This is a genomic window from Brevibacillus sp. NL20B1 (genome assembly GCF_018195675.1).
Classification (GTDB): Bacteria; Bacillota; Bacilli; order Brevibacillales; family Brevibacillaceae; genus Brevibacillus; species Brevibacillus aydinogluensis.
In genome coordinates, this window is sequence record NZ_JAGTPT010000001.1 from 76,100 (window position 1) to 101,227 (window position 25,128).

Sequence of the window (25,128 nt, forward strand, 5' to 3'; positions counted from 1 at the left end):
AGAAGGTAGGACAATGATGCGGCTTCCCATCGAGTCGATCGGACACAAGATTCGAACGATTCGGAAAGAACGCGGCTTCACGCTCGAAGTCATGGCCAACAAGACAGGACTGAGCAAGGGCTTGCTCAGCCAGGTGGAGCGCGGCATTTCCCAGCCCTCGCTGGATTCGCTGTGGAAAATTACGAAAGCGCTTGAATCGTCGATCATTCACTTTTTCGAGGACATCGACCAGAAGCAGGTACACGTCACCCGCAAAGAGAAGCGCAGACAGATGATCTTCCCTGAATCGACCGGCACGTACAGTCTGCTTTCCACCGGCGGCAGCGGCAAATTGGGCATGCTGGAAGTCAGGCTGCAGCCGGGACAGATGGCGGCAGACCGGTTTGTGCAGGCAGAGGGCGAAGAGTGTTTTGTCGTCATCCAGGGACGCGTGACGGCGCGTTTTCATGACGAGGAGCATGAACTGGAAGCGGGTGACAGCATTTCGTTTGACTGTTCCAAACCCCACACCATCGAAAATACTGGCGACGGCGAGGCCGTGCTGATTTGGTCGATGACACCGTCGCAATTTTAAGACAGCACATTTGACTGCACTTAGACAACCCATTCAGCGGGTTGTCTTGTTTTTTTACGGAAAGGGGGCATGGTATAATTTGCAGTGACATGGCGTAAGAAAGGTGAGCATTAATGAAAATTGAATGCGTTGCGCTTCCTTTGGCGAACCCGCTGTCCAATGCGTACCAGCAGGGAAAAGCCGATGCGCTGCAATTCTTTGCGTACCATCCCTACCGTTCCGATTCGTACCGGGAGCGGATCGCGTGGCTCACAGAACGGCCAATCCCGCACCGGAATGAACTGGCGGACGGATTGTATGCCTACAACAGTCAGATCGGCAATCATCCGGAGGCGCTGGCGCAGATTGAACGGCTGCGATGTACGCAGACGCTGGTCGTCGTTGGCGGCCAGCAGGCCGGAGTGCTGACAGGACCGCTGTATACGATCTACAAGGCTGTCCACCTGGTACAGGCAGCAAAACGGCTGTCAAAGGAACTCCAGACGGAAGTCGTCCCGGTGTTTTGGATTGCCGGTGAAGATCACGATATTGACGAAATCGACCACCTCTACTGGCTGGCGGAAGGGGGAACGGCTCTGCGCAAAGGACGGCTGGCGCTGCCGCGCAAAGGGCGCCCGTCGGCCAGCATGCTGCCCTTCGACCCGGATGAGTGCCGCCGCTTTCTGGCCGATTTTTTTGCCGACCAGACGGAAACGGAGTATACGGCCGTGATTCGGGATCTGTTGGAAGAAACGCAGGCTTCCTCCAAGACGTTGGCGGACTGGTTTGCCCGCCTGATGGCCCGCCTGTTCGGCAAGCACGGTCTGGTGCTGGTGGAGTCCAGCCTGCCGTTTGTGCGCAAACTGGAACAGCCGATGTTCCGCGCGATCCTCGAACAAAACGAACAGCTGGCCGGCCTGCTGATGGATGCCGCCGAACGGATCGAAGCCGCCGGATACCCGCAGCAGCTTCAGGTGAAGGCGCATCAAGCCAACCTGTTTCTCTACGAGGACCAAGACCGTTTGCTACTGGAACGCCACGGCGAACGGTTCGTGACGCGGCGTCGCAGCTACACTCGTGAGGAGTTGCTGCGGCTGGCGGAGATGGAACCGGAGCGCTTCAGCGCCAATGTAGTGACTCGCCCGCTGATGCAGGAGTATCTGTTCCCCACGCTGGCCTTTGTGGCCGGACCGGGTGAAGTGGCGTACTGGGCGTATTTAAAAGAAGTGTTTGAACTCTTTGGGCTTCGCCTGCCGATCGTGCTGCCCCGCCTGTCGGTCACCCTGGTCGAAGGGGCGATGGAGCGGCTGATGCGCGAGTGCGGCATTACCATTGAGCAGATGTTAAGGGATTTTGCCGGGTGGAAAGCCGAATGGGAGGCGCGGCGGGCACCGCACCCCCTGGCCGGGCGCTTCACGGAGGTGCGGGAAGGTTTGCTCGACATCTACCGTCCGCTCGTGGACGAGGTCATCCGCCTGGAACCGGGCATGCGTAAATTGGCCGAAAAAAATGTGGGCATGCTGATGGCCCAGGTGGACTTTTTGGAGAAGCGGCTGCTCCGCTTGCTGGACCAGCGGGAAGATGTGGGCCGGGTGCGGGTGCAGCGGCTGGAGGCTGCGCTTGCTCCCGAGGGAGCATGGCAGGAGCGGAAGCTGTCGTATGTTTCCTTTGCCAACAAGCACGGACTCGATCTGGTCGACCGTCTGATCGAAGCGCCGCTTGCCCACGACGGCAGGCATCACGTCATCTATCTGTAAATCATACAATTTCCTCTAAGATACAAGCACCCGCAGCAGTGCTTCTGACTGATGGCCAATCGATTGCAGCGAACGAGACACATGTTTCCAGGCTTCTTTGTCAGTGTTGACTGAGCCACGCTGAACCACGAGCGTCCGCTCCTGTCCGCGCAAGACCATTTTTGGTTTGAACAGGAAAAAAGGATGAAGCCTGCGAATGCGTATGATAAGATAATGATGGTGTTGCAGAGAAGAAGGAGGTTCGTCAAACCCATGAACATGGTTTCGGAAAGCATTGTAAAAGACATGTCATTGGCACCCAACGGTCACTTGAAGATCGACTGGGTGAAAGAACATATGCCCGTGTTGAACCGGATCCGGGAGCGCTTTGAACGGGAAAAACCGTTTGCCGGCCTGAAAGTGGCGATTTCCCTGCACCTGGAAGCAAAAACGGCATACCTGGCAAAAGTGATTCAAGCAGGCGGCGCCGAAGTGACGATTACCGGTTCCAACCCGCTCTCCACGCAGGACGACGTCTGCGCGGCCCTGGTGGAAGACGGCATCCGCGTATTTGCCAAGTACAATCCGGATCCGGCGGAGTACAAGGAGCACCTGATCAAAACGCTGGAGACCCGTCCGGACCTGATCATTGACGATGGCGGCGACCTGGTGTCCATCCTGCACAGCGAACGTCGCGATCTGCTCGGCCAGATTCGCGGCGGCGCGGAAGAGACGACCACCGGGATTCTGCGCCTGAAAGCGCTGGAAAAAGAGGGCAAGCTGGAGTTCCCGATGGTGGCGGTCAACGACGCGTTCTGCAAATACCTGTTTGACAACCGCTACGGCACCGGGCAGTCCGTCTGGGACGGCATCAACCGCACGACGAACCTGGTCGTCGCCGGAAAAACCGTGGTCGTGGTCGGCTACGGCTGGTGCGGCAAAGGCGTGGCGATGCGCGCCAAAGGCCTCGGGGCGAAAGTGATCGTGACCGAAGTGGACGCGATCAAGGCGGTCGAAGCGTACATGGACGGCTTTGAAGTGATGGCGATGAGCGAAGCGGCCAAACACGGCGACTACTTCGTCACCGTTACCGGCAACCGCGACGTGATCCGCAAAGAGCACTTTGAAGTGATGAAAGACGGAGCGATCCTCTCCAATGCCGGCCACTTTGATGTCGAAGTGAACAAGGTGGAGCTGGAAGCACTGTCGAAATCGAAGCGCACGGTTCGCAAGGACATCGAGGAATTTGTCATGGCGGACGGTCGAAAACTGTACCTTCTGGCGGAAGGCCGCCTCGTCAACCTGGCGGCGGGCGACGGCCACCCGGCGGAAATCATGGACATGACGTTTGCCCTCCAGGCAGTCTCTCTGGAATACGTCAACAAACACTACCAGTCGATCGGCAAGCGCGTGCTGAACGTGCCGTACGAGCTGGACGAAATGGTGGCGCGCTACAAGCTGGAGGCGCTGGGCATCGGCATCGACAAATTGACCGACGAACAAAAAGCGTATCTGGACAGCTGGGTCGAATAAGCGGCGAAACCCGTCCAAGTCCGGCGAGAAAATCAGCGAAAAAATCCTGCTTACAAAAGCAGGATTTTTTTTTATAATAACAACTAGGCAGCGAGTGGGGAAAAGTGGGGGAAAGTGGAGTCTAGTGGAAGGAAAGTGGGGGAAACGGCCGTGTTCATGGGTGAATATCAGCACAGCATCGATGAAAAAGGCCGACTGACCATCCCTGCCAAATTCCGCGAAGGGCTCGGCTCGTCCTTTGTTATAACCCGCGGCCTCGATCAATGTTTGTTTGTCTACCCGATGGAAGAGTGGAAAGTGCTGGAGGAGCGGCTGAAGACGCTCCCCTTTACCAAGGCTGACGCCCGCGCCTTCACGCGGTTCTTCTTTTCCGGCGCGACCGAATGCGAATGGGACAAGCAGGGCAGGGTAAACATACCGCCCACTTTGCGCCAGTACGCTGACATCCAAAAGGAGTGCGTCTGCATCGGCGTCTCCAACCGCGTGGAGATCTGGAGCAAAGAGCGCTGGGAAGAGTACTTCGCTCAGTCGGAGGGTTCGTTTGGGGACATTGCCGAAAAGCTGGTGGATTTCAACTTGTAACTGCATGAGTCCAGGCAGCGCAAAATATCCGGTTTGAAAAGGCAGACAACCCTTTTCTTACGCGTTTGAATCGGGAGTGACAACCTTTGTCGTTTCATCATGTGACCGTACTCAGGGAAGAAGCCGTAGACGGGCTGAATATCCGGCCGGATGGCGTCTATGTGGACTGTACGCTGGGCGGCGCGGGGCACAGCAGCTTGATCGCGTCCCGGTTGGGCGCAGGCGGACGCCTGATCGCCATTGACCAGGACGACTGGGCGCTGGACAACGCCCGCGAACGGCTGGCTCCCTACATGAATAAGGTGACGCTGGTCAAGAGCAATTTTCGCCGAATCCGTGACATTGCAAGCGATCTCGGTCTGGACGGTGTGGACGGCGTGCTGTTTGACCTGGGAGTCTCCTCCCCCCAGTTGGACGAGGGGGAGCGCGGCTTCAGCTACAACGCCGATGCGCCGCTGGACATGCGGATGGATCAGGATGCACCGTTGTCCGCCTACGACATCGTAAACGGGTGGGATGAGGAAGAGTTGGCCCGGATCATCTGGGAGTATGGTGAGGAAAAGTTTTCTCGGCGGATTGCCCGTCAAATCGTACAGCGGCGCCGGCATGCACCTGTGCGGACGACCGGGGAGCTGGTGGAGCTGATCAAGGAAGCGATTCCGGCGGCGGCACGCCGGAGCGGCCCGCACCCGGCGAAACGCACGTTTCAGGCCATTCGGATCGCAGTCAACGACGAGCTGGATGCATTCCGCGAGGCGGTCGTGGACGCGATCGATCTGCTCCGTCCACAGGGTAGAGTGAGCGTCATCACGTTTCATTCGCTGGAGGACCGGATCTGCAAGCAGGTATTTCAGGATTTTGCCAAAGGCTGCACTTGTCCGCCGTCGTTTCCCGTCTGCACGTGCGGGAACCAGGCGTCTGTCAAAATCATCACGAGAAAGCCGATTCTGCCTTCGGAAGCGGAATTGACGGCCAACCCGCGCGCCCGTTCGGCCAAGCTGCGGGTGGCGGAAAAACTGTAAGGCCCCGCGAGCCTGCACGCAAAGGAGGGAGACCGAGTTGAGCTACTACTACCGGGGAAATCTTGCGGTGGAACTGGAAAAGTCGCACACCGTGACCAAAACCAAGCGCACCATTCGCATCAAACCGTCCATTCCAACCAAGGAAAAGCTGCTGTACCTGCTGTTGATCTCGCTGATCGTGACGGGAGTGGGTCTGGTCGGCGTCCGTTACTCGGAAATTTCACAGTACAACTACGAAATCCAGCGCCTGAAAAAAGAGATCAAGGAGACGAAGGAGCAAAACGCCTCGCTGCTGCTGCAAGTCGAGCAGTTGAGCAACAGCGACCGGATTCTCAGAGAAGCGCAAAACATGGGGATGGTTTACAATCCGGAAGCGGTACACTTCATCGGTCAACCCAAGGGGAAATCCGCGTCACAGGGATCGGCGCAGACGAATCCGGCGAAAACTCCCAAGCAAAATCAAAATGACAACAATGCCAAGACGAAACAGCCCGCTCAGTCGAAAACGAATTCCTGACGGGAACTTGCGAATAATGCCGTAATCACAGGTTCAACATGCTGACATCAGCTTCACCGACAGGGATCGGAGAAGCTTTTCTTTTTTGCCGTCCCCTGCAAGGGGGCGGTCATCATCCGTCGAGTTGGAGGGAAGAGGGCATGGACACGAAACGACGCGTCAACTGGCGGATCCTGATTCTGGCGCTTTGCACCATCGTGCTGTTTTCCGGCCTGACGGTGCGACTCTGGTGGCTTCAGACCGTAGAAGCGGCAAAGCTCATGGACTACGCCAAAATCCAATGGGACGACATGGAAAAAACGCTGCAGCCCAAGCGGGGAGAGATTCTCGACCGCAACGGCGAGAAGCTGGCCTTCGAAGCCAAGGCGTACACGGTAAACGCCAGGCTGAAGCCCATGGACGACAAGGACCAGGATTACGTCAAAGACCCGTACTACACGGCCACCAAACTGGCACCCATTTTGAACGCGCCGGTGGACAAACTGTATAAATACCTGACGAATCCTACCGCCAAAGTGGTGGAATTGGGCCGCTGGGGCAACAAGATTACGGAAGAACAGCGTAACCGCATTCTTGAGCTGCAGCATCCGACGCTGCCAAACGGGCAGAAGGTGGAGGATAACCAGCTTCCCGGCATCACGCTGATCGAAACCACCCGCCGCTATTACCCCAACGGCAGCTTTGCCACCCACGTCCTCGGCTATGTGGACTACGAGGGCACGCCGCGCATGGGGATCGAACTGCAGTTGGACAAGGAGCTGCGCGGCGAAAAAGGTGAGATGCAGATTCTGACGGACAGGCTGGGGTATCAGCTCCCGGACGGGGAGCGCAAGTACAAACCGGCCAAGGACGGTCTCAACGTCTACCTGACGATCGACCGGACCATCCAGGGCTATGTGGAGCAGGCGCTGGAACAGGCGGAGCAGGAATTCAAGCCCAAGGCCATGACTGTGGTCGTAAGCGATCCCAACACGGGCGAAATCCTGGCCATGGGCAACCGGTCCCAGTTCAACCCCAACGAGTACTACAAGGGGATTTCCAACTACACCAACCACGCGGTCACGAGCATGTTTGAACCGGGCTCCACGTTCAAGATCATCACGTTGGCAGCCTCCATCGAAGAGGGGTTGTTCAACCCGAATGAGACCTACCAGTCGGGTACATACACGAAAATTCCCGGTCCGGCGATTCGCGACCACAACAACGGGGTCGGCTGGGGCAGGATCACCTTTCTCAAAGGCGTGCAGCGCTCCAGCAACGTCGCCTTCGTCATCCTGGGGTACGACCGGCTGAAGCAGGACCGGCTGAAAAAGTACTTCAAGGACTTCGGGATGGGCCAGCTTACCGGCATCGAGCTGCCCTACGAAAAGGCCGGCAACCTGAACAACCTGGATAATCCGCGTTCGCCACGCGATATCGCCGTTACCACGTTTGGCCAAGGGGTGACCGTGACGGCGATCCAGCAGGTGATGGCGGTAGGAGCGATTGCCAACGGCGGCGAGCTTTTGAAACCGCACATCGTCAAGGAAATGCGCGATCCCAATACCGGTGAGGTGGTCAAGCGCAACGAGCGGGAAGTGGTTCGCCGGGTGGTCAAGGAATCGACCGCCAAGCAGGTGCGTGACATACTGGAGACGGTGGTCACAGACGAAGAAGGTACGGGGAAAGCGTACAGGATCGACGGCTATCACGTTGCCGGCAAGACCGGGACGGCGCAGAAGTACAACCCGGAAAACGGTGAAGTCATGAAGGGCCACTACATCGTCTCTTTCATCGGTTTTGCGCCCAAGGACAATCCGCGTCTGCTCGTCTACGTGGTGGTGGATGACCCGCAGGTGGGCGAGTCGTATCAGACATGGGGCAGAAAGGTAGTGGCGCCGATCTTTACGTCCGTCATGGGGCGCAGCCTGCAGTACCTGCAGCTAAAACCCGACATGCAGCAGGTGCAGCAGGCGTCGTACAAGGCAAACACAGCCACATCCCAGAAGCCGGTTATGACCGACAAGGAAGTGACGGTGCCCAAGCTGGTCGGCATGTCCACGACGACCGCGCAACTTCGGGCCCAGCAGGAGCAGTTGAACGTGAACGTGGTCGGAACCGGCACAAAGATCGTCAGCCAGATTCCGGCCGCGAATGAGACAGTGCCCTCCGGCACCCGCGTGATCCTCGTGACGGATCGGGTCAAAGGGGCGAAAATGCCGGACTTTACCGGCAGGTCGCTGCGTGACGTAATGGAATTCGCCTCGCTGTTGAACATCCAGGTTGCGCAGGTCGGGACCGGTTTTGTCACCCAGCAAAGCATCAAGCCGGGCACCGTGCTCAATGGAGGCGAAAAGCTGCAGGTAACGCTTCAGCCTGCGTCCAAGCTGCCGCAGGCGTCTGACGAGACCAATCCGACGACAGGAGGCGCCCCTCCCGGCGCTACATCGGGATCCGAGACAACAGCGCAGGGTTCCGCGGAAGCGGGCACAGCAGGATCGGCGAATCAGCCGCCGTCAACACCGTAAGTTCTAACCCGTCCCCCCCGCGAATAGGGTAGGAAAGAGACAACCTACTCCGTGAGGGGGGACTCGCTTTGCGGGTATCCAATGTAACTGTGCGGCGCCGCATTTTTGTCGCCTTGGTGATCGGCATCGTCCTGTACACCGCACTGATCACCCGTCTCGGATACGTTCAACTGGTGCAGGGGCACTGGCTGCAGGACAAGGCGTTGAAGTTGTGGAACCGCAACATTCCGTTCGAAGCCAAGCGAGGGCGCATTCTCGACCGCAACGGCAACGAACTGGTCACCAACATCAGCGTTCCCTCGGTCATGGCGATTCCGGTGCAGCTGGAAGATGCGCGTGAGACGGCGCGGAAGCTGGCGGTCATACTGGAGCAGGACGAAGAAACGGTCTACCAGGGCATTACCAAACGAGCGATGATTAACCGCGTGCCGGGCGGACGGAAAATCTCTGCGGAGAAAGCCAAGCAGATTCAGGAGCTGAACCTGCCCGGCATCGAGGTGGTGGAAGACACCCAGCGATTCTATCCGCATGGTACGATGGCCGCCCATCTGCTCGGTTTTACCGGGATCGACAACCAGGGGCTGACCGGTCTGGAACGCTTGTACGACGACTATCTCAAAGGGCAGCCCGGTTACGTTTCGTACCTGGCCGACGCGCGGGGAAAGTCGATGCCCGGCGGAGGAGAGCAATATGTCGCACCAATCGACGGGATGGACATGTACCTGACCATCGACAGCACGATTCAGTCGTTTATCGAGCGGGAACTGGATCAGGCGATGGTGGCGTATCAGCCTGACGACGTGCTGGCGATAGCCATGAACCCGAAGACGGGCGAGATTCTCGGCATGGGCAGTCGCCCCACCTTTCAGCCTGACCGCTACCGGGACTACCCCGAAGAGGTGTACAACCGCAACCTGCCAATCTGGAAGACGTACGAGCCCGGTTCGACGTTTAAGATCGTGACCCTGGCCGCTGCGCTGAACGAAGGCGTGGTCAGCCTGGACGAAGGGTTTTACGATCCGGGTTACATCCTCGTCGCCGGCAAGCGGCTGCGCTGCTGGAAACGGCAGGGACACGGCCAGGAAACGATGCTGGAAGTGGTGGAAAACTCCTGCAACCCGGGGTTTGTGACGATGGGGCAGCGGCTGCAAAAGGAGCGGCTGTTTGACTACATCAAAAAGTTTGGCTTTGGACAAAAGACAGGCATTGATCTGATTGGTGAGGAAAACGGCCTATTGTTCAACTTGGACCGGGTGGGACCGGTGGAATTGGGCACCACGTCGTTCGGCCAGGGGGTGTCGGTCACGCCGATCCAGCAGATGGCCGCCGTGGCTGCGGCGATCAACGGCGGAAAGCTGATGAAGCCGTATGTAGCCAAAGAGTGGCGTGACAGCGTAACCCATGACGTGGTGGGCAGGGCGCTTCCCACCGAAGTGCGTCAGGTGATTACGCCGGAGACGTCCGCCAAGGTTCGCTACGCGCTGGAGAGTGTCGTGGCGCGCGGAACGGGGAACAAGGCGTACATCGAGGGCTACCGCGTCGGCGGCAAGACCGGTACGGCCCAGAAGGTAAAAAACGGCAGGTACGTAAACGGGGAGTACATCGTCTCCTTTATCGGTTTCGCGCCGGCAGACGACCCGCAGATACTGGTCTACTTCGCCGTCGACAACCCCAAGGCGCTGGCCTTCGGGGGGCTGATCGCCGCGCCGAGCGTCAAAAACATCATCGAATCGTCCCTGCAGTACATGGGCGTGCCGAAACGAAAGGACGGCATCCCGCGGGAGTACAATCCCGCCCTCGGCCAGAAGCGTTACGTGGAAGTGCCCAACATGGTGGGGCTTTCGATGCGGGAAATAGTCACTACGTACGACACGCTGCCGTTGGTCGTCTCCGGCAAGGGCACTCACGTCATCAGCCAGTCGCCTGCCCCGGGAGTCAAAATCGAGGAAGGATCAAAAATTCGTATCCATCTGGGTGACAAATCAGCCGATTAGCTATACAATGAGATTTCGGAAGCGGGGTGGGGAGGCATGATCGAAAGCCTCACCCGCCGCGTTTTGTAGAAATCGCAACGCATTTGTCTATAATAGGGAGAGAATGGGGTGCCTGTTTTATGCTGTTACGAGATCTGCTTGCTCCTCTGTTGCCGGTGCAGGTAACGGGAGATGACAGCTTGGAGATTACAGGATTGACGGCAGACTCACGCAAAGTTCAGCCCGGCTGCTTGTTTGTCTGTCTGACAGGCTTCACCGTGGATGGTCATGCCTTCGCGGCACAGGCGGTGGAAAACGGAGCCGTCGCCGTGCTTGCGGAGCAGGATGTGGACGTGCCAGCGACCGTTGTCCGGGTGCCGGATACCCGCCGGGCAATGGCAATGCTGGCTGACCGTTTTTACGGGTCGCCTACGCGGGAATTGAAGCTGATCGGGGTGACCGGAACCAACGGCAAGACGACCACCACCCATCTGATTGACAAGATTTTGCGCGACCAGAACAAGCGCACGGGGCTGATTGGCACCATTCACATGCGGATCGGCGATGTCACCGAAGAGGTGAAAAACACCACGCCGGACGCGCTGGAACTGCAGCACGCGTTTCGCCGGATGCGCGACGTCGACACGGAATACGCGATCATCGAGGTGTCTTCCCACGCTCTGGAGCAGGGGCGCGTACGCGGCTGCGATGTACATACCGCAGTCTTTACCAACCTGACGCAGGATCATCTGGATTACCACGAGACGATGGAGAATTACCGTGACGCCAAGTCGCTCCTGTTCTCCCAACTGGGAAACAGCTACGATCCCGACAGGTTGAAAACGGCCGTGCTCAATGCCGACGACGAGGCGTCGAACCTGTACGCCAAAGTCACGCCCGCCCGGGTGATCACGTACGGCATCGACAATCCGGCCGACGTGCGGGCCGCCGAGATTGAGATCACCAGCCGCGGCACGTCGTTTACTGCCCACACCTTCGCCGGTTCCATCCGGCTCAATCTGAAGCTGATGGGCAAATTCAACGTCTACAACGCGTTGGCCGCCATTGCCGTCGCGCTGGCCGAAGGTGTGCCGCTTGATGAGATCAAGGCGAGCCTGGAAGCCGTGCCGGGCGTAAACGGCCGGTTTGAACCGGTCGACGCGGGCCAGCCGTTTGCCGTGCTGGTTGACTACTCGCATACGCCGGACAGCCTGGAAAACGCGCTGGCGACCGTCAAGGAGTTTGCCAAGGGACGGATTTTCTGTGTGGTCGGCTGCGGCGGAGACCGAGACAGGACAAAGCGCCCAATTATGGCGCGGATTGCAACAAAATACGCTGACCTGACCGTCTTAACGTCTGATAACCCTCGCTCCGAGGATCCGCAGGCGATCATTGACGACATGTTGGCGGGCCTCACGGAAGTGGCTGCGGAGCGATACGTCTCCATCGTGGACAGAAGGGAAGCGATCCGCTACGCCGTGGCGCAGGCCAAGCAGGATGACGTCATCCTGATCGCCGGAAAGGGACACGAAACCTATCAAATCATCAAGGGACAGGTGCTGCCGTTTGACGACCGTGAAGTGGCCCGGGAGGCCATCGCCGAACGGCGGAACGAATAGAGGCACGCGTCCGTGAATAGCATCAGAGAAAGGAGGGTCGGGCATGTTCGCTGACAATGTACTACTCGTCACGATCGTCGCCGCGTTTCTCATTGCCGTACTAATCGGTCCCCTGTTCATCCCCGTGCTGCGCCGCCTGAAATTCGGGCAGGCGATCCGGGAGGAAGGGCCGCAATCTCACCAAAAAAAGGCAGGAACTCCCACCATGGGTGGGACAATCATCCTGATGGCACTTATTTTTACCGTGCTGAAGTTTGCCAACATCAATGCAGAAATCCTGTTTTTGATGCTGGTGACACTTGGCTACGGATTGATCGGATTTTTGGATGACTACATCAAAATCATCCGGAAGCGGAATCTCGGCCTGACGGCCAAGCAGAAATTTACCGGCCAACTCCTTCTGGCCGTCGGCGCGTATTACCTATTGGTGCAAATGGGACACGATACGACGCTGCACCTGCCGGGGACACCGTGGAAGCTGGAGCTCGGCCTCTTGTACTTCCCGTTTCTGCTGTTTCTCCTGGTAGGCACGACCAATGCCGTCAACATCACCGACGGTTTGGACGGCCTGCTCGCCGGGACGGGCGCGATCGCCTTCGGGGCGTACGCCATCATCGCCTGGATCAGCCAGGACTATGACACGGCCATCTTCAGCGCAGCCGTCGTCGGGGCTGTGCTCGGCTTTCTCGTCTTCAACGCGCATCCCGCCCGCGTCTTTATGGGGGACACCGGGTCGCTGGCACTCGGCGGTGCCCTGGCGGGAATCGCGATCATGACCAAGACAGAGCTGCTGTTGGCCGTCATCGGCGGCGTATTTGTCGTCGAGACGCTCTCCGTCATTCTGCAGGTTGTCTCCTTTAAAACGAGAGGGAAGCGCATTTTCCGGATGAGTCCGCTTCACCATCACTTTGAACTGACCGGATGGTCGGAGTGGCGCGTTGTCGTCACCTTCTGGCTGGTGGGCATCATCTTTGCCGGATTGGGCGTGTACCTAGAGGTGGTGGCAATGCGATGAAACGTTATCACAATCAGCACGTAGTCGTGTTGGGCATGGCAAAAAGCGGTGTGGCAGTGGCAAAACTGCTGCACCGCTTTGGTGCGCATGTTGTCGTCAACGACAAGAAGCCGCGCGAGGAAACGGCTGGCGCCGACGAACTGGAAGCGCTCGGCATTCCGGTCATCTGCGGGCATCACCCCGATTACCTGATCCATGAAGGCGTGACCCTGGTGGTGAAAAACCCGGGCATCCCTTACGAAGCGGCGCCGGTGGCCAAAGCGCTGGCGCTCGGCATCCCGGTGGTGACGGAGGTGGAGCTGGCCTACCTCATCTCGCAGGCGCCGATCATCGGCATCACCGGCTCCAACGGCAAAACGACCACGACCACGCTGGTCGGTCTGATCCTCAAGGAAGCGGGCATGGATGCCCTGGTAGGAGGCAATATCGGCACGGTGCTGTGTTCGCTTGCGGAAACGGCCCGGCCCGACCAGCGCCTGGTGGCGGAATTGAGCAGCTTTCAACTGCTGGGGACGCAGGCGTTCAGGCCGCAAATCGGCGTGCTGCTCAACCTGTATCCGGCCCATCTCGACTACCATCACACAATGGACGAGTATTTGGCAGCCAAGCTGAAGCTGTTTGCCAACCAGACGGCTGACGACATCGCCATCCTGCCGTACGACCAGCCGGACGTGCTGGCCAAATGCGGGGAACTGAAGGCGGCCACCTACTACTTCAGCAAGTGGCAGTCGGTGCCGCAGGGCGTCTATGTGGACGGCGGTGACATCGTCTTCGTCGGGCCGCAGGGGGAGCGGGATGTGCTCATGGCTGTGGCCGATCTGTCCGTCGCCCATCTGGACAACGCCCTGGCAGCCGCGCTGGTGACCAGGCTGGCAGGCGCGGACAAGCAGTCCATCGCCAAGGTGCTCTCCACCTTTCCGGGCGTGGAGCACCGCATGGAGTACGTGGCGACGATTGACGGTGTCAAATACTACAACGACTCCAAGGCGACCAACCCGGAAGCGGCTTCGCGGGCGCTGCAGGCGCTGGACGAACCGATCGTCTGGATTTGCGGCGGACTGGATCGGGGCGTGGATTTTCGCGAGCTGGTGCCTGTCATCGGGCCGCGGGTAAAAGCGGTGGTCGCGCTCGGGCAGACTGCCCCGATTTTGCTGGAGCGGGCAAAAGAAGCAGGAATTAGCAGGCTCATCCATGTCGATACTGTGGAAAAAGCCGTCCTTGCCGCCAGCGGCGAGGCTGCGCCGGGCGACGTGGTGCTGCTCAGTCCGGCGTGCGCAAGCTGGGACATGTTCCCGTCGTTCGAAGTGCGGGGGAGCATGTTTAAGGACGCTGTGCATAGACTTAAAACAAGCCTAGCATAACGTCCGTCCCGTACAGCAGGAGTGCTGCATCAGCGAAGGACGGCGCGAGAAAGGATGACCTGTCACAATGAGCAAGTCCCGCTCCGCTCCCGACTTCGTAATTATTTTTGCAACACTTTTTTTATTGGGAATAGGCATCGTGATGGTGTACAGCGCCAGCGCGATCGTGGCGCAGAAGTTCAACGACCCGTTTTTCTTTGCCAAGCGGCAGTTGATTTTTGCCCTGCTGGGGATCACCTCCATGTACCTGACGATGAACATGGACTACTGGATCTGGAAGCGGTGGGCCAAAGTCGCGTTTTACGCCAGCATCGGCCTCTTGATCCTGGTGCTGGTCATCGGCATCGAGGTGAACGGCTCCAAGAGCTGGCTGGGCATCGGCGCGTTCGGGATTCAGCCGGGTGAATTCGCCAAGCTGGGAGTCGTCGCCTTTTTGGCCCGCTGGCTCTCCGACAATCAAAAGCTGATCGTGCAGTTTCGCAAAGGGCTGGTGCCCGCTCTGGCGATCCCGACCGTATGTTTCGCCCTGATCATGCTGCAGCCTGATCTGGGGACGGGTACCGTGCTGATGGGTACCGCGCTGGTGATGATTTTCGCCGCCGGGGCAAAGATCAGCCACTTCATCGGCTTGGGCGTGCTTGGCCTGGCCGGGTTTGTCGGACTGATTCTGTCCGCACCGTACCGGATCAAGCGGATCACCTCGTTCCTCGACCCATGGCAGGACCCGCTGAACACCGGGTACCAGATCATCCAGTCCCTGTACGCCATCGGTCCCGGCGGGCTGTTTGGCCTGGGGCTGGGGCAGAGCCGGCAGAAGCACTTCTACCTGCCGGAGCCCTACAACGACTTTATTTTCTCGGTGATTGCCGAGGAGCTTGGCTTTGTCGGCGGATCACTGGTGCTCCTGCTGTTCCTGTTGCTGTTGTGGCGGGGCATGCGCACGGCGATTACAGCGCCGGATCTGTTCGGCAGTCTGCTGGCGCTGGGCATCATCGGAATGATTGCGATCCAGGTGGTCATCAACGTCGGTGTGGTGACCGGCATGTTTCCGGTTACCGGAATCACCCTGCCGTTTTTAAGCTACGGCGGCTCGTCGCTGACGCTGATGCTGACCGGGGTCGGTGTGCTGTTAAACATTTCGCGTTTTTCCAGATAGAATAGAAGGTGATCGTATGCGTGTCGTCCTCACAGGTGGAGGCACAGGTGGACATATATACCCGGCGCTTGCGGTGGCGAAAGAAGTGTCCCGCCAGGAACCGCAGGCGGCCTTTTTGTATATCGGCAGCAAGCACGGCCTGGAGGCCCAGATTGTGCCGCGGGCCGGGATTCCGTTTGAATCGGTGGAAATTGTCGGCTTGAAGCGGAAGCTCACCCTGGACAACGTCAAGACCCTGTGGAAGTTTTTCCGCGCCGTCTCCGCGTCGAAACAGATGCTGCAGCGTTTTCGGCCGGACGTGGTCATCGGCACGGGAGGGTACGTCTGCGGCCCGGTGGTCTACGCGGCGGCCCGGCTGGGGATTCCCACCATCATCCACGAGCAAAACGTGGTGCCCGGCCTGACCAACAAATTTCTTACCCGGTTCGTCGACAAGGTGGCGGTGTCGTTTCCCGAGTCCCTGTCGTTTTTCCCCCGGTCAAAAAGCGTGCTGACCGGCAATCCCCGGGCGACGGAAGTGATGCACGGAGACGAGCGGGCGGGCCGTTCGTTTTTGGGCATCGGCGGGGACAAGCGTATCGTCCTCATGTTTGGCGGCAGCCGCGGGGCGAAAGCGATCAACGAAGCGGTGCTGTCCATCGTGCCGGAGTTGGAACAATTTGAAGATACCCACTTTGTCTACGTGACCGGCGAAGTTCACTACGAGGCAATTACCGCCGCTCTGCGGGAAAAGGGAGACCTGCCGCGCAACATTTCCCTCCTGCCGTTCGTCCACAATATGCCGGATGTTCTGGCGGCTACGCATGTGCTGGTCAGCCGGGCAGGCGCATCCACGTTGGCGGAAATCACTGCCTTGGGCATCCCCGCCATTCTCATCCCGTCCCCGTACGTGACCAACAACCATCAGGAGAAAAACGCACGCGGACTGGAGAAGGAGGGAGCGGCTGAAGTCATCCTGGAGCGGGAGCTGACCGGCGAGCGGCTGCGTCAGTCGCTAACCAGACTGTTGAGCGACCGGAAGCGCTGGGCGTCCATGCGGGAGGCCTCGCTCAAGTTGGGGATGCCGCAGGCGGCAACGGAAATCTATCGGTTGATGAAAAGCCTTTAGAGGCAAAAAACGGACGTCTGGGCGATTGTCACGCCGTTATGGGCGATCGCATAGGATGAAGCAAACACGTGATAAGACATAGGTCCGACCTAGCATGTGTATCAGGAGGTTCACAGATGAAACAAATCGCAGATGAGTTGAGGCAAGCAGGTATTGGAAAAGTGTGGACCAATGAACCTCTCGCCAACCATACGACGTGGCGGATCGGGGGTCCTGCTGACTTGTTAATCCAACCCAAGGATAAAGCATCCTTGCAGAAAGCCTTGCAAATCATCCATCGTCACGAAATTCCTTGGAGTGTTATTGGGCGCGGTTCCAACCTTCTGGTGAGGGACGGAGGGATTCGCGGAGCCGTGCTCAAGGTGGCTGAGGGCTTGAGTCACTGCGAGTTCAGGGGCGAAGAGGTGTGTGTGGGTGCCGGATATTCCATGATCCGCCTGGCGGTGGAGGCAGGCAAGATGGGGTTAACAGGCATGGAGTTTGCGGGAGGCATTCCTGGTACAGTAGGCGGAGCCGTCTACATGAATGCGGGGGCTCACGGATCTGATCTTTCACGTATTCTACTAGAAGCCGAGATACTCTTCGAAAATGGCGAGGTAAAGGTGTTGAGCAATGAAGAGCTGAGCTTCAGCTATCGTACGTCTCTTCTGCAAAAGCGCAAGGGAATCGTGCTTGAGGCGCGCTTCCGTCTGCGCAAGGGCGACCGCAAGGAGATTGCGGCCACACTGGCTGCGTACAAGGATCGCCGCCGGCAGACGCAGCCCCTGCAGATGCCGTGCGCCGGCAGCGTGTTCCGCAATCCGCCGGGAGATCACGCCGGACGGCTGATCGAAGCGGCCGGATTAAAAGGCTTTCAGATTGGAGGAGCTCAGGTCTCTGAGATACACGCCAACTTTATCGTCAATCGCGGAGGGGCCACGGCTGCCGACGTCCTCACCCTGATGGATCACATCAGATGTACGATCAAAGAAAAATTCGGCGTCGAGATGCATCCGGAAGTGTTGGTGGTGGGCGAGGGGTAACACGGAGGTGAAAGTTTGGAGACTTTTACGATCGATGGCGGAAGACCTCTGTCCGGCACGCTTCGGATCCAAGGAGCAAAGAACGCTGCCCTACCCATCCTTGCCGCATCCGTTTTGACGGAAGGGCAATTTTATATCTACGACGTTCCCCATCTCAAAGACATCGAGGTGATGTTGAAGATCCTGACGGCCTTGGGGGCCAAGGCGAAGCATGCGGACGGATGTGTTGATCTGGATACAACGTCTGTCTCTGTACCGCACGTGCCAGATGAGCTGATGGGCCAGATGCGTTCTTCCATATTTCTGGCGGGGCCGCTCCTCGCTCGCCTGGGCGAGGTAACCATATCCAGACCGGGCGGATGCGATATCGGGGAGCGCCGGATTGATCTGCACCTCGCGGGATTGTCCGCACTGGGTGCAAAAATCGAAGAAGCGGAAGGCTACATCACGTTTCGGGCGGAGCAGTTGCGCGGGACCAACATCTTTCTGTCCTTCCCCAGCGTGGGAGCGACGGAAAACATCATGATGGCGGCAGTGCTCGCCAAGGGGACGACGCGCATCTGCAACGCGGCGCGTGAACCGGAGATTGTTGACCTGCAGAATTTCCTGAACGCCATGGGAGCGCGGATTCGCGGCGCCGGCACCGATACGATCGAGATCACCGGCGTTACGCGTCTGCGTTCGGTCAGCTACCGGATCATTCCGGACCGGATTGTGACGGGCACCTTTCTGCTGGCGGCAGGTATCGCCCAGGGTCATATCGAGCTGACCAACACCATTCCCGAACACCTCACCGCCCTGATCGAGGTAGCCCGTAGCTGTGGTGTTGAAATCAAGACCCACCATGATATAATGGAAATCAAGAGTACGACTCGACCCCGCGCTTACGAACGGATCATCACCTCTCCCTTCCCGGGGTTTCCGACGGATTTGCAGGCGCAATTGATGGTGTTTTTGGCGCAGGCCAGGGGAACGAGCGTCATCAAGGAAACCATATTTGAGGGAAGGTTCAAACATGTAAACGAATTGGCGCGAATGGGCGCCTCCGTATACGTCGACCTGGGTTCTGCGATCATTCGCGGCGTCAACAAACTGACGGCTGCGAACGTGGAAGCAACCGATTTACGGGCAGGTGCCGCACTTGTGCTCGCCGGCTTGGCCGCGGAAGGCACCACAACGGTAACGCAGATTCATCACATCGACCGCGGGTACGAACGGCTGGAATTGCAGCTTCGCCAGCTTGGGGCAGAGATTACCCGCACGTCGACATAGTTCAGGTGGTTGTAGAGTGACAAGCGGCATAAGGATATGCCGCTTTCCCTGTTTTGTACGGTGTCAGATAATCCATGAACATCCATTTTTTGTGTAAACCATATGTACGCAGTCGCCGCGCATTTCATGTTCTTGCGCGTGCGACAGCTTATTGAGGAAGGGTAGGCTCATGGCGGTATACGAAGAACGCATTCCGCATGTCAAGGAACAGCGCCCCAAGCGCAGAGTCAACCGCAAGCTGGTGTTTCTGCTCGGCTTGTTTTTTCTGATCATCCTTGTCATCGTGTTTATTCGCTCACCATACAGCAAGGTTCAGCAGATTCAAGTGTACGGAAACGATATCTACCCTGCCGAGCAAGTTGTGAAGAACTCCGGTCTGGTCATCGGGATGCAGTTTCTCAACGTGTGGGAATCCGATGTGCGGACAAGCCTGAAGCCGCTGGAGGGAATCAAGGACGTGTCCGTCGAGCGTTCCTTTCCCGGCGTGATTCGACTGCATGTTGAGGAGTATCGGCGTGTGGCATTCTGGAACGGACCGGACGGCAGCCGTTATCCGCTGCTGGAAAACGGGCGGGTGCTCAAGCAGGTCAATTTTGCCAATCGCGTGGTGGACAGGCCGCTGATCAGCTCCTGGTCGGCACCGGAACTGCTCCCGCAGCTCGCGAAGGCGCTGGCCAAGTTGTCGCCGGGTGTGCTTGGTGAAATCTCCGACATCACGCTGACGCCCACGGCGTACGACAAGCAGCGCGTGACGCTCTACATGCGCGACGGCAACGAAGTGCGCAGCGTGCTGCACAAACTGGACTCCATGCTCAACTGGTATCCGACGATTGCCAAGGAACTGCCGCAGGGCGTCAAGGGAGTGCTCTCGCTGTTTGAGCAGCCGTGGTTTGTGCCGTACGGAACGCCGGATGCGCCCATCCCGCTGCAGTCCGGTGATACACAGCCTCCACAGTCGTAGTGTCTTAGTACTGTATAAAAGGGGAAGCAGCCAATGGGTCGTCACAAGTTTCAGTTGTATTTAACCATCGTCACGTTCTGTACCGGGTTTCTCATCGCCACTTCGATCGAAACGACCAAACTGCTGCGGACGGAACGCATGAACGACCAGCAGTTTCAGCAGGAGACACAGCTCAACGAGCGCATCCTGGCGGAGAAGGAGCAGAACCGCCAGCTTGAGGACCAGCTCTTGGACCTGCAGCGTCAGGTGGGCAAGGTGGAGGAGGCGATGGCTCAGCGCAAGTCGGAAGCGGCGGCGATTCTCAGCGAGTTGGAAGCGGCGGCGATTCTCAGCGAGTTGGAAGCGGCGCGGATGATGGCCGGCGTCGTGCCGGTCGAGGGACCGGGCGTCGTCGTGACGATGCAGGACAGTCAAAATGCGGCCAGCAGCGCTGATGTGACCAATTACATCGTCCACGAGCAGGATGTGCGCCTGGTGGTCAACGAACTGCGCGCTGCCGGAGCCGAAGCAATCAGCATCAACGGCCAGCGACTGGTCAGCAACTCGTCCATCCGCTGTGTCGGCCCCACGATCATCGTCAACGGCATCAAGTCAGCCGCTCCGTTCGTCATTACCGCCATTGGCGATCCGAACACGCTGGAAAGCGCACTTAATCTGCCGGGCGGCGTCCTCAGCACCTTGCGGGATTTCGTGCAGATCGAGGTGGCAAAAAAGGACAAGGTGGTCCTGCCTGCCTTTGTCGGTGACGCCAAAACCAAACACTCCTGACGGGGGAAGCATTTTCCATGTCGCAAAAAAACCGTAAAATCACGTTTATTCTCGCCTTTATTAGTGCTATCATAGGTGTTATGTTGACGGTACAGCTTCGCAGCAACCTGCATCCGGTGCAGAAGGAGTCCCGCAGCATCGCAGAACTGCGCACGACGCTGCAAAAAGAGCTAGAAAGACACAAGAATCTGCTGGCCGATATTTCCAAATACAATCAGCTCTACTATCAGTACGAGACGGCTCTCAACGAAAACGAAAGCATCTCCGTCATGAAGGAAGAGTTGGAACGCAACCGCCGCATGGCGGGCATGGTCAGCGTGGAGGGAGAAGGGATTGAGCTGCGTATCGTGGAAGCAGAGCAGCCGCCGGCCGATCCGGCGGTGGACATGTCCTCTCACGAAGCGGTTGCAGGCGGCTATACGGTCGACGACGAGGATTTGCGCTGGCTTGTCAACATCCTTTTTGCCAACGGCGCTCAAGCGGTTTCCATCAACGGACACCGTCTGATCGCCACAACGTCCATCCGCTTGGTCGGCGACGCCATTCAGGTCGACACGAAGACGATTCAGCCGCCGTATGAATTGAAGGCGCTGGGGGAGCCGGATGTGCTCCTGTCCGCCTTGAAGCTGGAGGGCGTGGAAGAGAATTTCAAGCTCGCCAACAAGACCATTGTGGCCGAGAAGCGGGACAAGCTTGTCATTCCCGCCAATCGTGAGCCGCACGTCATCCAATACATGAAACCTGTCAAAGAAAAAGGAGATTCGTAACATGTGGCTCCCGCTCGTCGGTTTGATTGTCGGCATCGCTGTCGGCTTGCTGCTGGATTGGCGCGTGCCGCAGGAATACTCTAGCTACCTCTCCATCGCCCTCCTGGCCGGATTGGACACGATTTTCGGCGGCATCCGCTCGTATCTGGAACGTACGTTCAACGTGCGCATCTTCATGTCCGGTTTCTTTTTCAACACGCTGTTTGCGGCCGGGCTGGCCTTTATGGGCGGTTTTCTCGGCATTGACCTGTACCTGGCAGCCATCGTTGCGTTTGGGGTCCGCTTGTTCAACAATCTGGCGGTCATCCGCCGGATCGTATTGTCTCGCTGGATCAACGAGCAGGAGTAGGGTGGTTCTTGGGAGGAAGGTCATATTTTTACAAAAATTCATGATGAAAAAAAGGGAATGGTAGTCCTGTGTGGAATAAATTACGCAGATGGATTCACTACTCGATGACGAAAGTCGTAGCAGGGGAGGTGTCACAGGTTTGGTAAGTAATGAACTTATCGTCAGCCTAGATATAGGAACGTCCAAAGTTCGCGTCATGATTGGCGAGGTCAACAACGGTTCCATCAACATCATCGGTGTCGGCCAGGCCCACTCCGAAGGAATCAAAAAGGGCGTGATCGTCGACATCGACCAAACCGTGCATGCCATCCGGGAAGCTGTTGACCATGCAGAACGCATGGTAGGAGTATCGATAGACGAAGTGTATGTCGGTATAACCGGGAACCACATTGAGCTGCATGAAACTCAAGGGGTTGTCGCTGTTTCCAGCGAGGACCGTGAAATACGAGAGGAAGACATTCAACGCGTCATTCAGGCAGCGAAAGTTGTTGCCATTCCGCCTGACCGAGAAATAATCGAGGTCGTACCGAATGAATACATCGTGGACGGACAAGGCAGCATCAAGGACCCGCGCGGCATGATCGGCGTCCGGCTGGAAATGGAAGGAACAATTGTAACCGGCCTGAAAACGGTCGTACATAACATTGTGCGCTGCGCCGAACGCACCAACCTGCGTGTGGCGGGAATTTTCCTGCAGCCGCTTGCTTCCAGCACCGTGGCGCTTTCCAAGGACGACAAGAACATGGGTGTCGTCCTCGTCGACATCGGTGCCGGTTCCACAACCATCGGTGTCTTCAAACATGGGAAACTGGCGGCCACCACCGTCATTGGCATCGGTGGAGACCATATCACCCATGACATTGCGCTTGGCCTGCGCACGCATACCGACGTGGCAGACCGCGTCAAGATGAAGCACGGCTGTGCCCTGATTGATGAAGCTTCCGACGACGTCACCTTTAAAGTGACCCGCATCGGCAGCGATGTGGAAAAACAGTTTACCCAGGTGGATCTGGCCACAATCATCGAACCGCGTGCGGCGGAGATTTTCAACCTCGTGGATGAGGCCGTGTACAAGCTGGGCTTTCGTGATCAAATCGCCGGCGGATACGTGCTTACGGGGGGGACCGTGGCGATGCCGGGCATGCTGGAGCTGGCCAAGGAAGAACTGGACGCGCCGGTTCGCATCGCCATCCCGGATTACATCGGGGTGCGGGACCCCGCCTATACCACCGGCGTGGGTCTGATTCAGTACGCCCTGCAGCAGTTGGAGCGGCGCAACATAAACAACACCGCTCCGATTAAAGCGGTGCAGAAGCAGGCCGTTTCCAAGCCGAAGGAAGGCGGCGGCTTCATGGAGAAAGTGAAAAACTGGTTCAGCGAGTTTATCTAACCGACTGCAACCGCAAAACATTTTAAATCGGGCGAATCGGCAGAGGATTGACAATGTCCCGCTGCGGCCAACTAATACGGCCGTCTGCCGCATTCCCCGCAGGCTTCATCAGCCAAAGCTTTTCTCATGTTGAATTGGGGAGGACTAGCAAGATGCTGGAATTTGATATGGAGATGGAATCCTTTGCGCGAATTAAAGTAATCGGTTGCGGCGGTGGCGGAAGCAACGCGGTGAACCGTATGATTGCTGGCGGCGTCAAAGGAGTGGAATTCATCACCCTGAATACGGATGCGCAAGCGCTTCAACTGTCCAATGCAGAAATCAAACTGCAGATCGGGGAGAAGCTGACGCGCGGCCTGGGTGCCGGGGCCAACCCGGAAATCGGTAAAAAAGCGGCAGAAGAGAGCCGCGAGATGATCGAGAACGCCTTGCGCGGCGCAGACATGGTGTTTGTGACCGCAGGGATGGGCGGCGGTACCGGCACCGGTGCCGCTCCCGTCGTTGCTGAAATCGCGAAGGAACTTGGCGCATTGACTGTCGGCGTGGTTACCCGTCCGTTCTCGTTTGAAGGGCGCAAGCGTGCCATGCAGGGCGAAATGGGGATTGCCGCACTGAAGGAAAAAGTGGACACGCTGATCGTGATTCCAAACGACCGTTTGTTGGAAATCGTGGATAAAAACACACCGATGCTGGAAGCGTTCCGCGAGGCGGACAACATTTTGCGCCAAGGTGTGCAGGGCATTTCCGACCTGATCGCGGTGCCCGGTCTGATCAACCTGGACTTTGCCGACGTGAAGACGATCATGACCGAACGCGGCTCCGCCCTGATGGGCATCGGGGTGGGTAGCGGAGAAAATCGTGCGGCCGAGGCAGCTCGCCGTGCCATTTCCAGCCCGCTGCTGGAAACGTCAATCGATGGTGCTCGCGGCGTGCTGATGAACATTACGGGCGGTACCAATCTCAGCCTGTATGAGGTGAACGAAGCTGCCGACATCGTGTCGTCCGCTGCCGATCCGGACGTCAACATGATCTTCGGTGCCGTCATCAACGAGGAATTGAAGAACGAGATTGTCGTGACGGTTATCGCCACCGGTTTTGAAGACAACCAAAAACAGGCGGCTGCAGCCCGTCGTACGCAACAGCAGCCGATTGCGACCAACCGTCCGACGCCGATCTCCAATACCAATACGGTCCGCAGCAAGGAGGAGGAAGAAGAAAAATCGTTCTTCTCCATGAGCAATCTGGACAACCTGGACATCCCGGCGTTTCTGCGCAACCGCCGTCGCAACAAAAAATAGGGACGGACGTAAAAAAACCTTGTTCCTCTTGGGGAACAAGGTTTTTTTGATTGTCTGCGCCGGACGGCAGACGGGTCAGTGGCAGCCTTCGTCGATGTGTCAGCGGTAGCCTTCGCTGGTGCGTCCCCGGTAAGAATGGATATGCCGATCGTTGAGCGTCGTTTCACCAGCAAATGTGTGATAATGGCCGCCGCCGGGAAGCGGAATGGGCGGACTGGTCCATCCGCGAAAATAGTGAACGTGACCGTCGTCAAACGAGGTGACGCCTTCGTAGTAGTGGACGTGACCCCTGCCCGGGACCGGGTAGGGCCCCGACGTTCGTCCCCGCACCTGGTGGCGATGACCGTGGTTGAAGCTGGTGCGGGTCGAATACGCATGAATGTGTCCCGGAGTGTCGGAGAAGCGAATGAAATCGATGGCATGGGTGTGCTGATCGGAGCGTTTTTTTCGCAAGAGAATACCGCCTTTCAAAAGAATGACGTTTCTACATAACATGCCATCCGGGGAAATCTGGAAACGGTAGATGCCTATCGCATCACGACAAATTCTGCGAGAACGTACGGAATCTCGTCTCCGGGAGGGATCACGGCAGCTTTTCCCTTGCCGTGTATCTTCTTTT

At 57.9% G+C, this 25,128-nt stretch carries 22 protein-coding genes; 21 read left to right on the forward strand and 1 reads right to left on the reverse strand.

What is annotated here, in order from left to right:
- The first annotated feature begins 16 nt into the window (after positions 1-16).
- The 21 genes from KDN35_RS00465 to ftsZ all read left to right on the forward strand — a co-directional run bounded on the left by KDN35_RS00465 (position 17) and on the right by ftsZ (position 24,509).
- The gene (locus KDN35_RS00465; RefSeq protein WP_171564510.1) at positions 17-574 is read left to right on the forward strand and encodes a helix-turn-helix domain-containing protein; all 558 of its coding nucleotides are present in this window, start codon (positions 17-19) and stop codon (positions 572-574) included.
- Positions 575-687: 113 nt separating this feature from the next.
- A complete protein-coding gene (gene bshC / locus KDN35_RS00470) occupies positions 688-2,310 on the forward strand; it encodes a bacillithiol biosynthesis cysteine-adding enzyme BshC (protein WP_212131832.1) in 1,623 nt (540 codons plus the stop codon).
- 252 nt (positions 2,311-2,562) lie between these two features.
- Positions 2,563-3,822 (forward strand): adenosylhomocysteinase, encoded by a 1,260-nt coding sequence (locus tag KDN35_RS00475; protein WP_212131833.1) that lies wholly within the window; start codon positions 2,563-2,565, stop codon positions 3,820-3,822.
- Positions 3,823-3,972: 150 nt separating this feature from the next.
- Positions 3,973-4,404, forward strand: a complete 432-nt coding sequence (mraZ, locus tag KDN35_RS00480; RefSeq protein WP_171564387.1) for a division/cell wall cluster transcriptional repressor MraZ — start codon at positions 3,973-3,975, stop codon at positions 4,402-4,404.
- A gap of 86 nt (positions 4,405-4,490) precedes the next feature.
- Positions 4,491-5,426, forward strand: coding sequence for a 16S rRNA (cytosine(1402)-N(4))-methyltransferase RsmH (gene rsmH / locus KDN35_RS00485; protein WP_212131834.1), 936 nt, complete (start codon positions 4,491-4,493; stop codon positions 5,424-5,426).
- A 37-nt stretch (positions 5,427-5,463) separates the two neighbouring features.
- Positions 5,464-5,943, forward strand: coding sequence for a cell division protein FtsL (ftsL, locus tag KDN35_RS00490; RefSeq protein WP_171564385.1), 480 nt, complete (start codon positions 5,464-5,466; stop codon positions 5,941-5,943).
- A 140-nt stretch (positions 5,944-6,083) separates the two neighbouring features.
- Positions 6,084-8,450 carry a penicillin-binding protein gene (locus KDN35_RS00495; protein ID WP_212131835.1) on the forward strand — a complete coding sequence of 789 codons (2,367 nt, stop codon included), beginning with the start codon at positions 6,084-6,086 and terminating at the stop codon, positions 8,448-8,450.
- Between the two features lie 68 nt (positions 8,451-8,518).
- Positions 8,519-10,444, forward strand: a complete 1,926-nt coding sequence (locus KDN35_RS00500) for a stage V sporulation protein D (protein ID WP_212131836.1) — start codon at positions 8,519-8,521, stop codon at positions 10,442-10,444.
- A 119-nt stretch (positions 10,445-10,563) separates the two neighbouring features.
- Positions 10,564-12,042 (forward strand): UDP-N-acetylmuramoyl-L-alanyl-D-glutamate--2,6-diaminopimelate ligase, encoded by a 1,479-nt coding sequence (locus KDN35_RS00505; RefSeq protein ID WP_171564382.1) that lies wholly within the window; start codon positions 10,564-10,566, stop codon positions 12,040-12,042.
- Between the two features lie 43 nt (positions 12,043-12,085).
- Entirely contained in the window at positions 12,086-13,057 is a 972-nt protein-coding gene (mraY, locus tag KDN35_RS00510; RefSeq protein ID WP_171564381.1) for a phospho-N-acetylmuramoyl-pentapeptide-transferase, read from the forward strand.
- On the forward strand, positions 13,054-14,418 hold the full coding sequence (gene murD, locus KDN35_RS00515) for a UDP-N-acetylmuramoyl-L-alanine--D-glutamate ligase (protein WP_171564380.1): 1,365 nt from the start codon (positions 13,054-13,056) through the stop codon (positions 14,416-14,418). Before mraY ends, murD begins: the two co-directional genes overlap by 4 nt.
- 67 nt (positions 14,419-14,485) lie before the next feature.
- Complete coding sequence (spoVE, locus tag KDN35_RS00520) at positions 14,486-15,574, forward strand: stage V sporulation protein E (RefSeq protein WP_171564379.1); 1,089 nt, start codon at positions 14,486-14,488, stop codon at positions 15,572-15,574.
- Positions 15,575-15,590: 16 nt separating this feature from the next.
- A complete protein-coding gene (gene murG, locus KDN35_RS00525) occupies positions 15,591-16,682 on the forward strand; it encodes an undecaprenyldiphospho-muramoylpentapeptide beta-N-acetylglucosaminyltransferase (RefSeq protein ID WP_171564378.1) in 1,092 nt (363 codons plus the stop codon).
- A gap of 116 nt (positions 16,683-16,798) precedes the next feature.
- Positions 16,799-17,704, forward strand: a complete 906-nt coding sequence (gene murB / locus KDN35_RS00530; RefSeq protein ID WP_171564377.1) for a UDP-N-acetylmuramate dehydrogenase — start codon at positions 16,799-16,801, stop codon at positions 17,702-17,704.
- Positions 17,705-17,719: 15 nt separating this feature from the next.
- Complete coding sequence (murA, locus tag KDN35_RS00535; protein ID WP_171564376.1) at positions 17,720-18,976, forward strand: UDP-N-acetylglucosamine 1-carboxyvinyltransferase; 1,257 nt, start codon at positions 17,720-17,722, stop codon at positions 18,974-18,976.
- Positions 18,977-19,145: 169 nt separating this feature from the next.
- Positions 19,146-19,937: a cell division protein FtsQ/DivIB gene (locus KDN35_RS00540; protein WP_171564375.1), complete on the forward strand. Its 792-nt coding sequence runs from the start codon at positions 19,146-19,148 to the stop codon at positions 19,935-19,937.
- Positions 19,938-19,970: 33 nt separating this feature from the next.
- Entirely contained in the window at positions 19,971-20,705 is a 735-nt protein-coding gene (locus KDN35_RS00545) for a DUF881 domain-containing protein (protein ID WP_212131837.1), read from the forward strand.
- A 17-nt stretch (positions 20,706-20,722) separates the two neighbouring features.
- The gene (locus tag KDN35_RS00550) at positions 20,723-21,472 is read left to right on the forward strand and encodes a DUF881 domain-containing protein (RefSeq protein ID WP_171564373.1); all 750 of its coding nucleotides are present in this window, start codon (positions 20,723-20,725) and stop codon (positions 21,470-21,472) included.
- Position 21,473: 1 nt separating this feature from the next.
- Entirely contained in the window at positions 21,474-21,821 is a 348-nt protein-coding gene (locus tag KDN35_RS00555; protein WP_171564372.1) for a small basic family protein, read from the forward strand.
- 139 nt (positions 21,822-21,960) lie between these two features.
- On the forward strand, positions 21,961-23,211 hold the full coding sequence (gene ftsA / locus KDN35_RS00560; protein ID WP_212131838.1) for a cell division protein FtsA: 1,251 nt from the start codon (positions 21,961-21,963) through the stop codon (positions 23,209-23,211).
- A gap of 152 nt (positions 23,212-23,363) precedes the next feature.
- The gene (ftsZ, locus tag KDN35_RS00565) at positions 23,364-24,509 is read left to right on the forward strand and encodes a cell division protein FtsZ (RefSeq protein WP_171564370.1); all 1,146 of its coding nucleotides are present in this window, start codon (positions 23,364-23,366) and stop codon (positions 24,507-24,509) included.
- 99 nt (positions 24,510-24,608) lie between these two features.
- Here ftsZ and KDN35_RS00570 read toward each other — a convergent pair whose 3' ends face one another.
- Positions 24,609-24,962 (reverse strand): YmaF family protein, encoded by a 354-nt coding sequence (locus KDN35_RS00570; RefSeq protein ID WP_249178829.1) that lies wholly within the window; start codon positions 24,960-24,962, stop codon positions 24,609-24,611.
- Positions 24,963-25,128 lie beyond the last annotated feature (166 nt).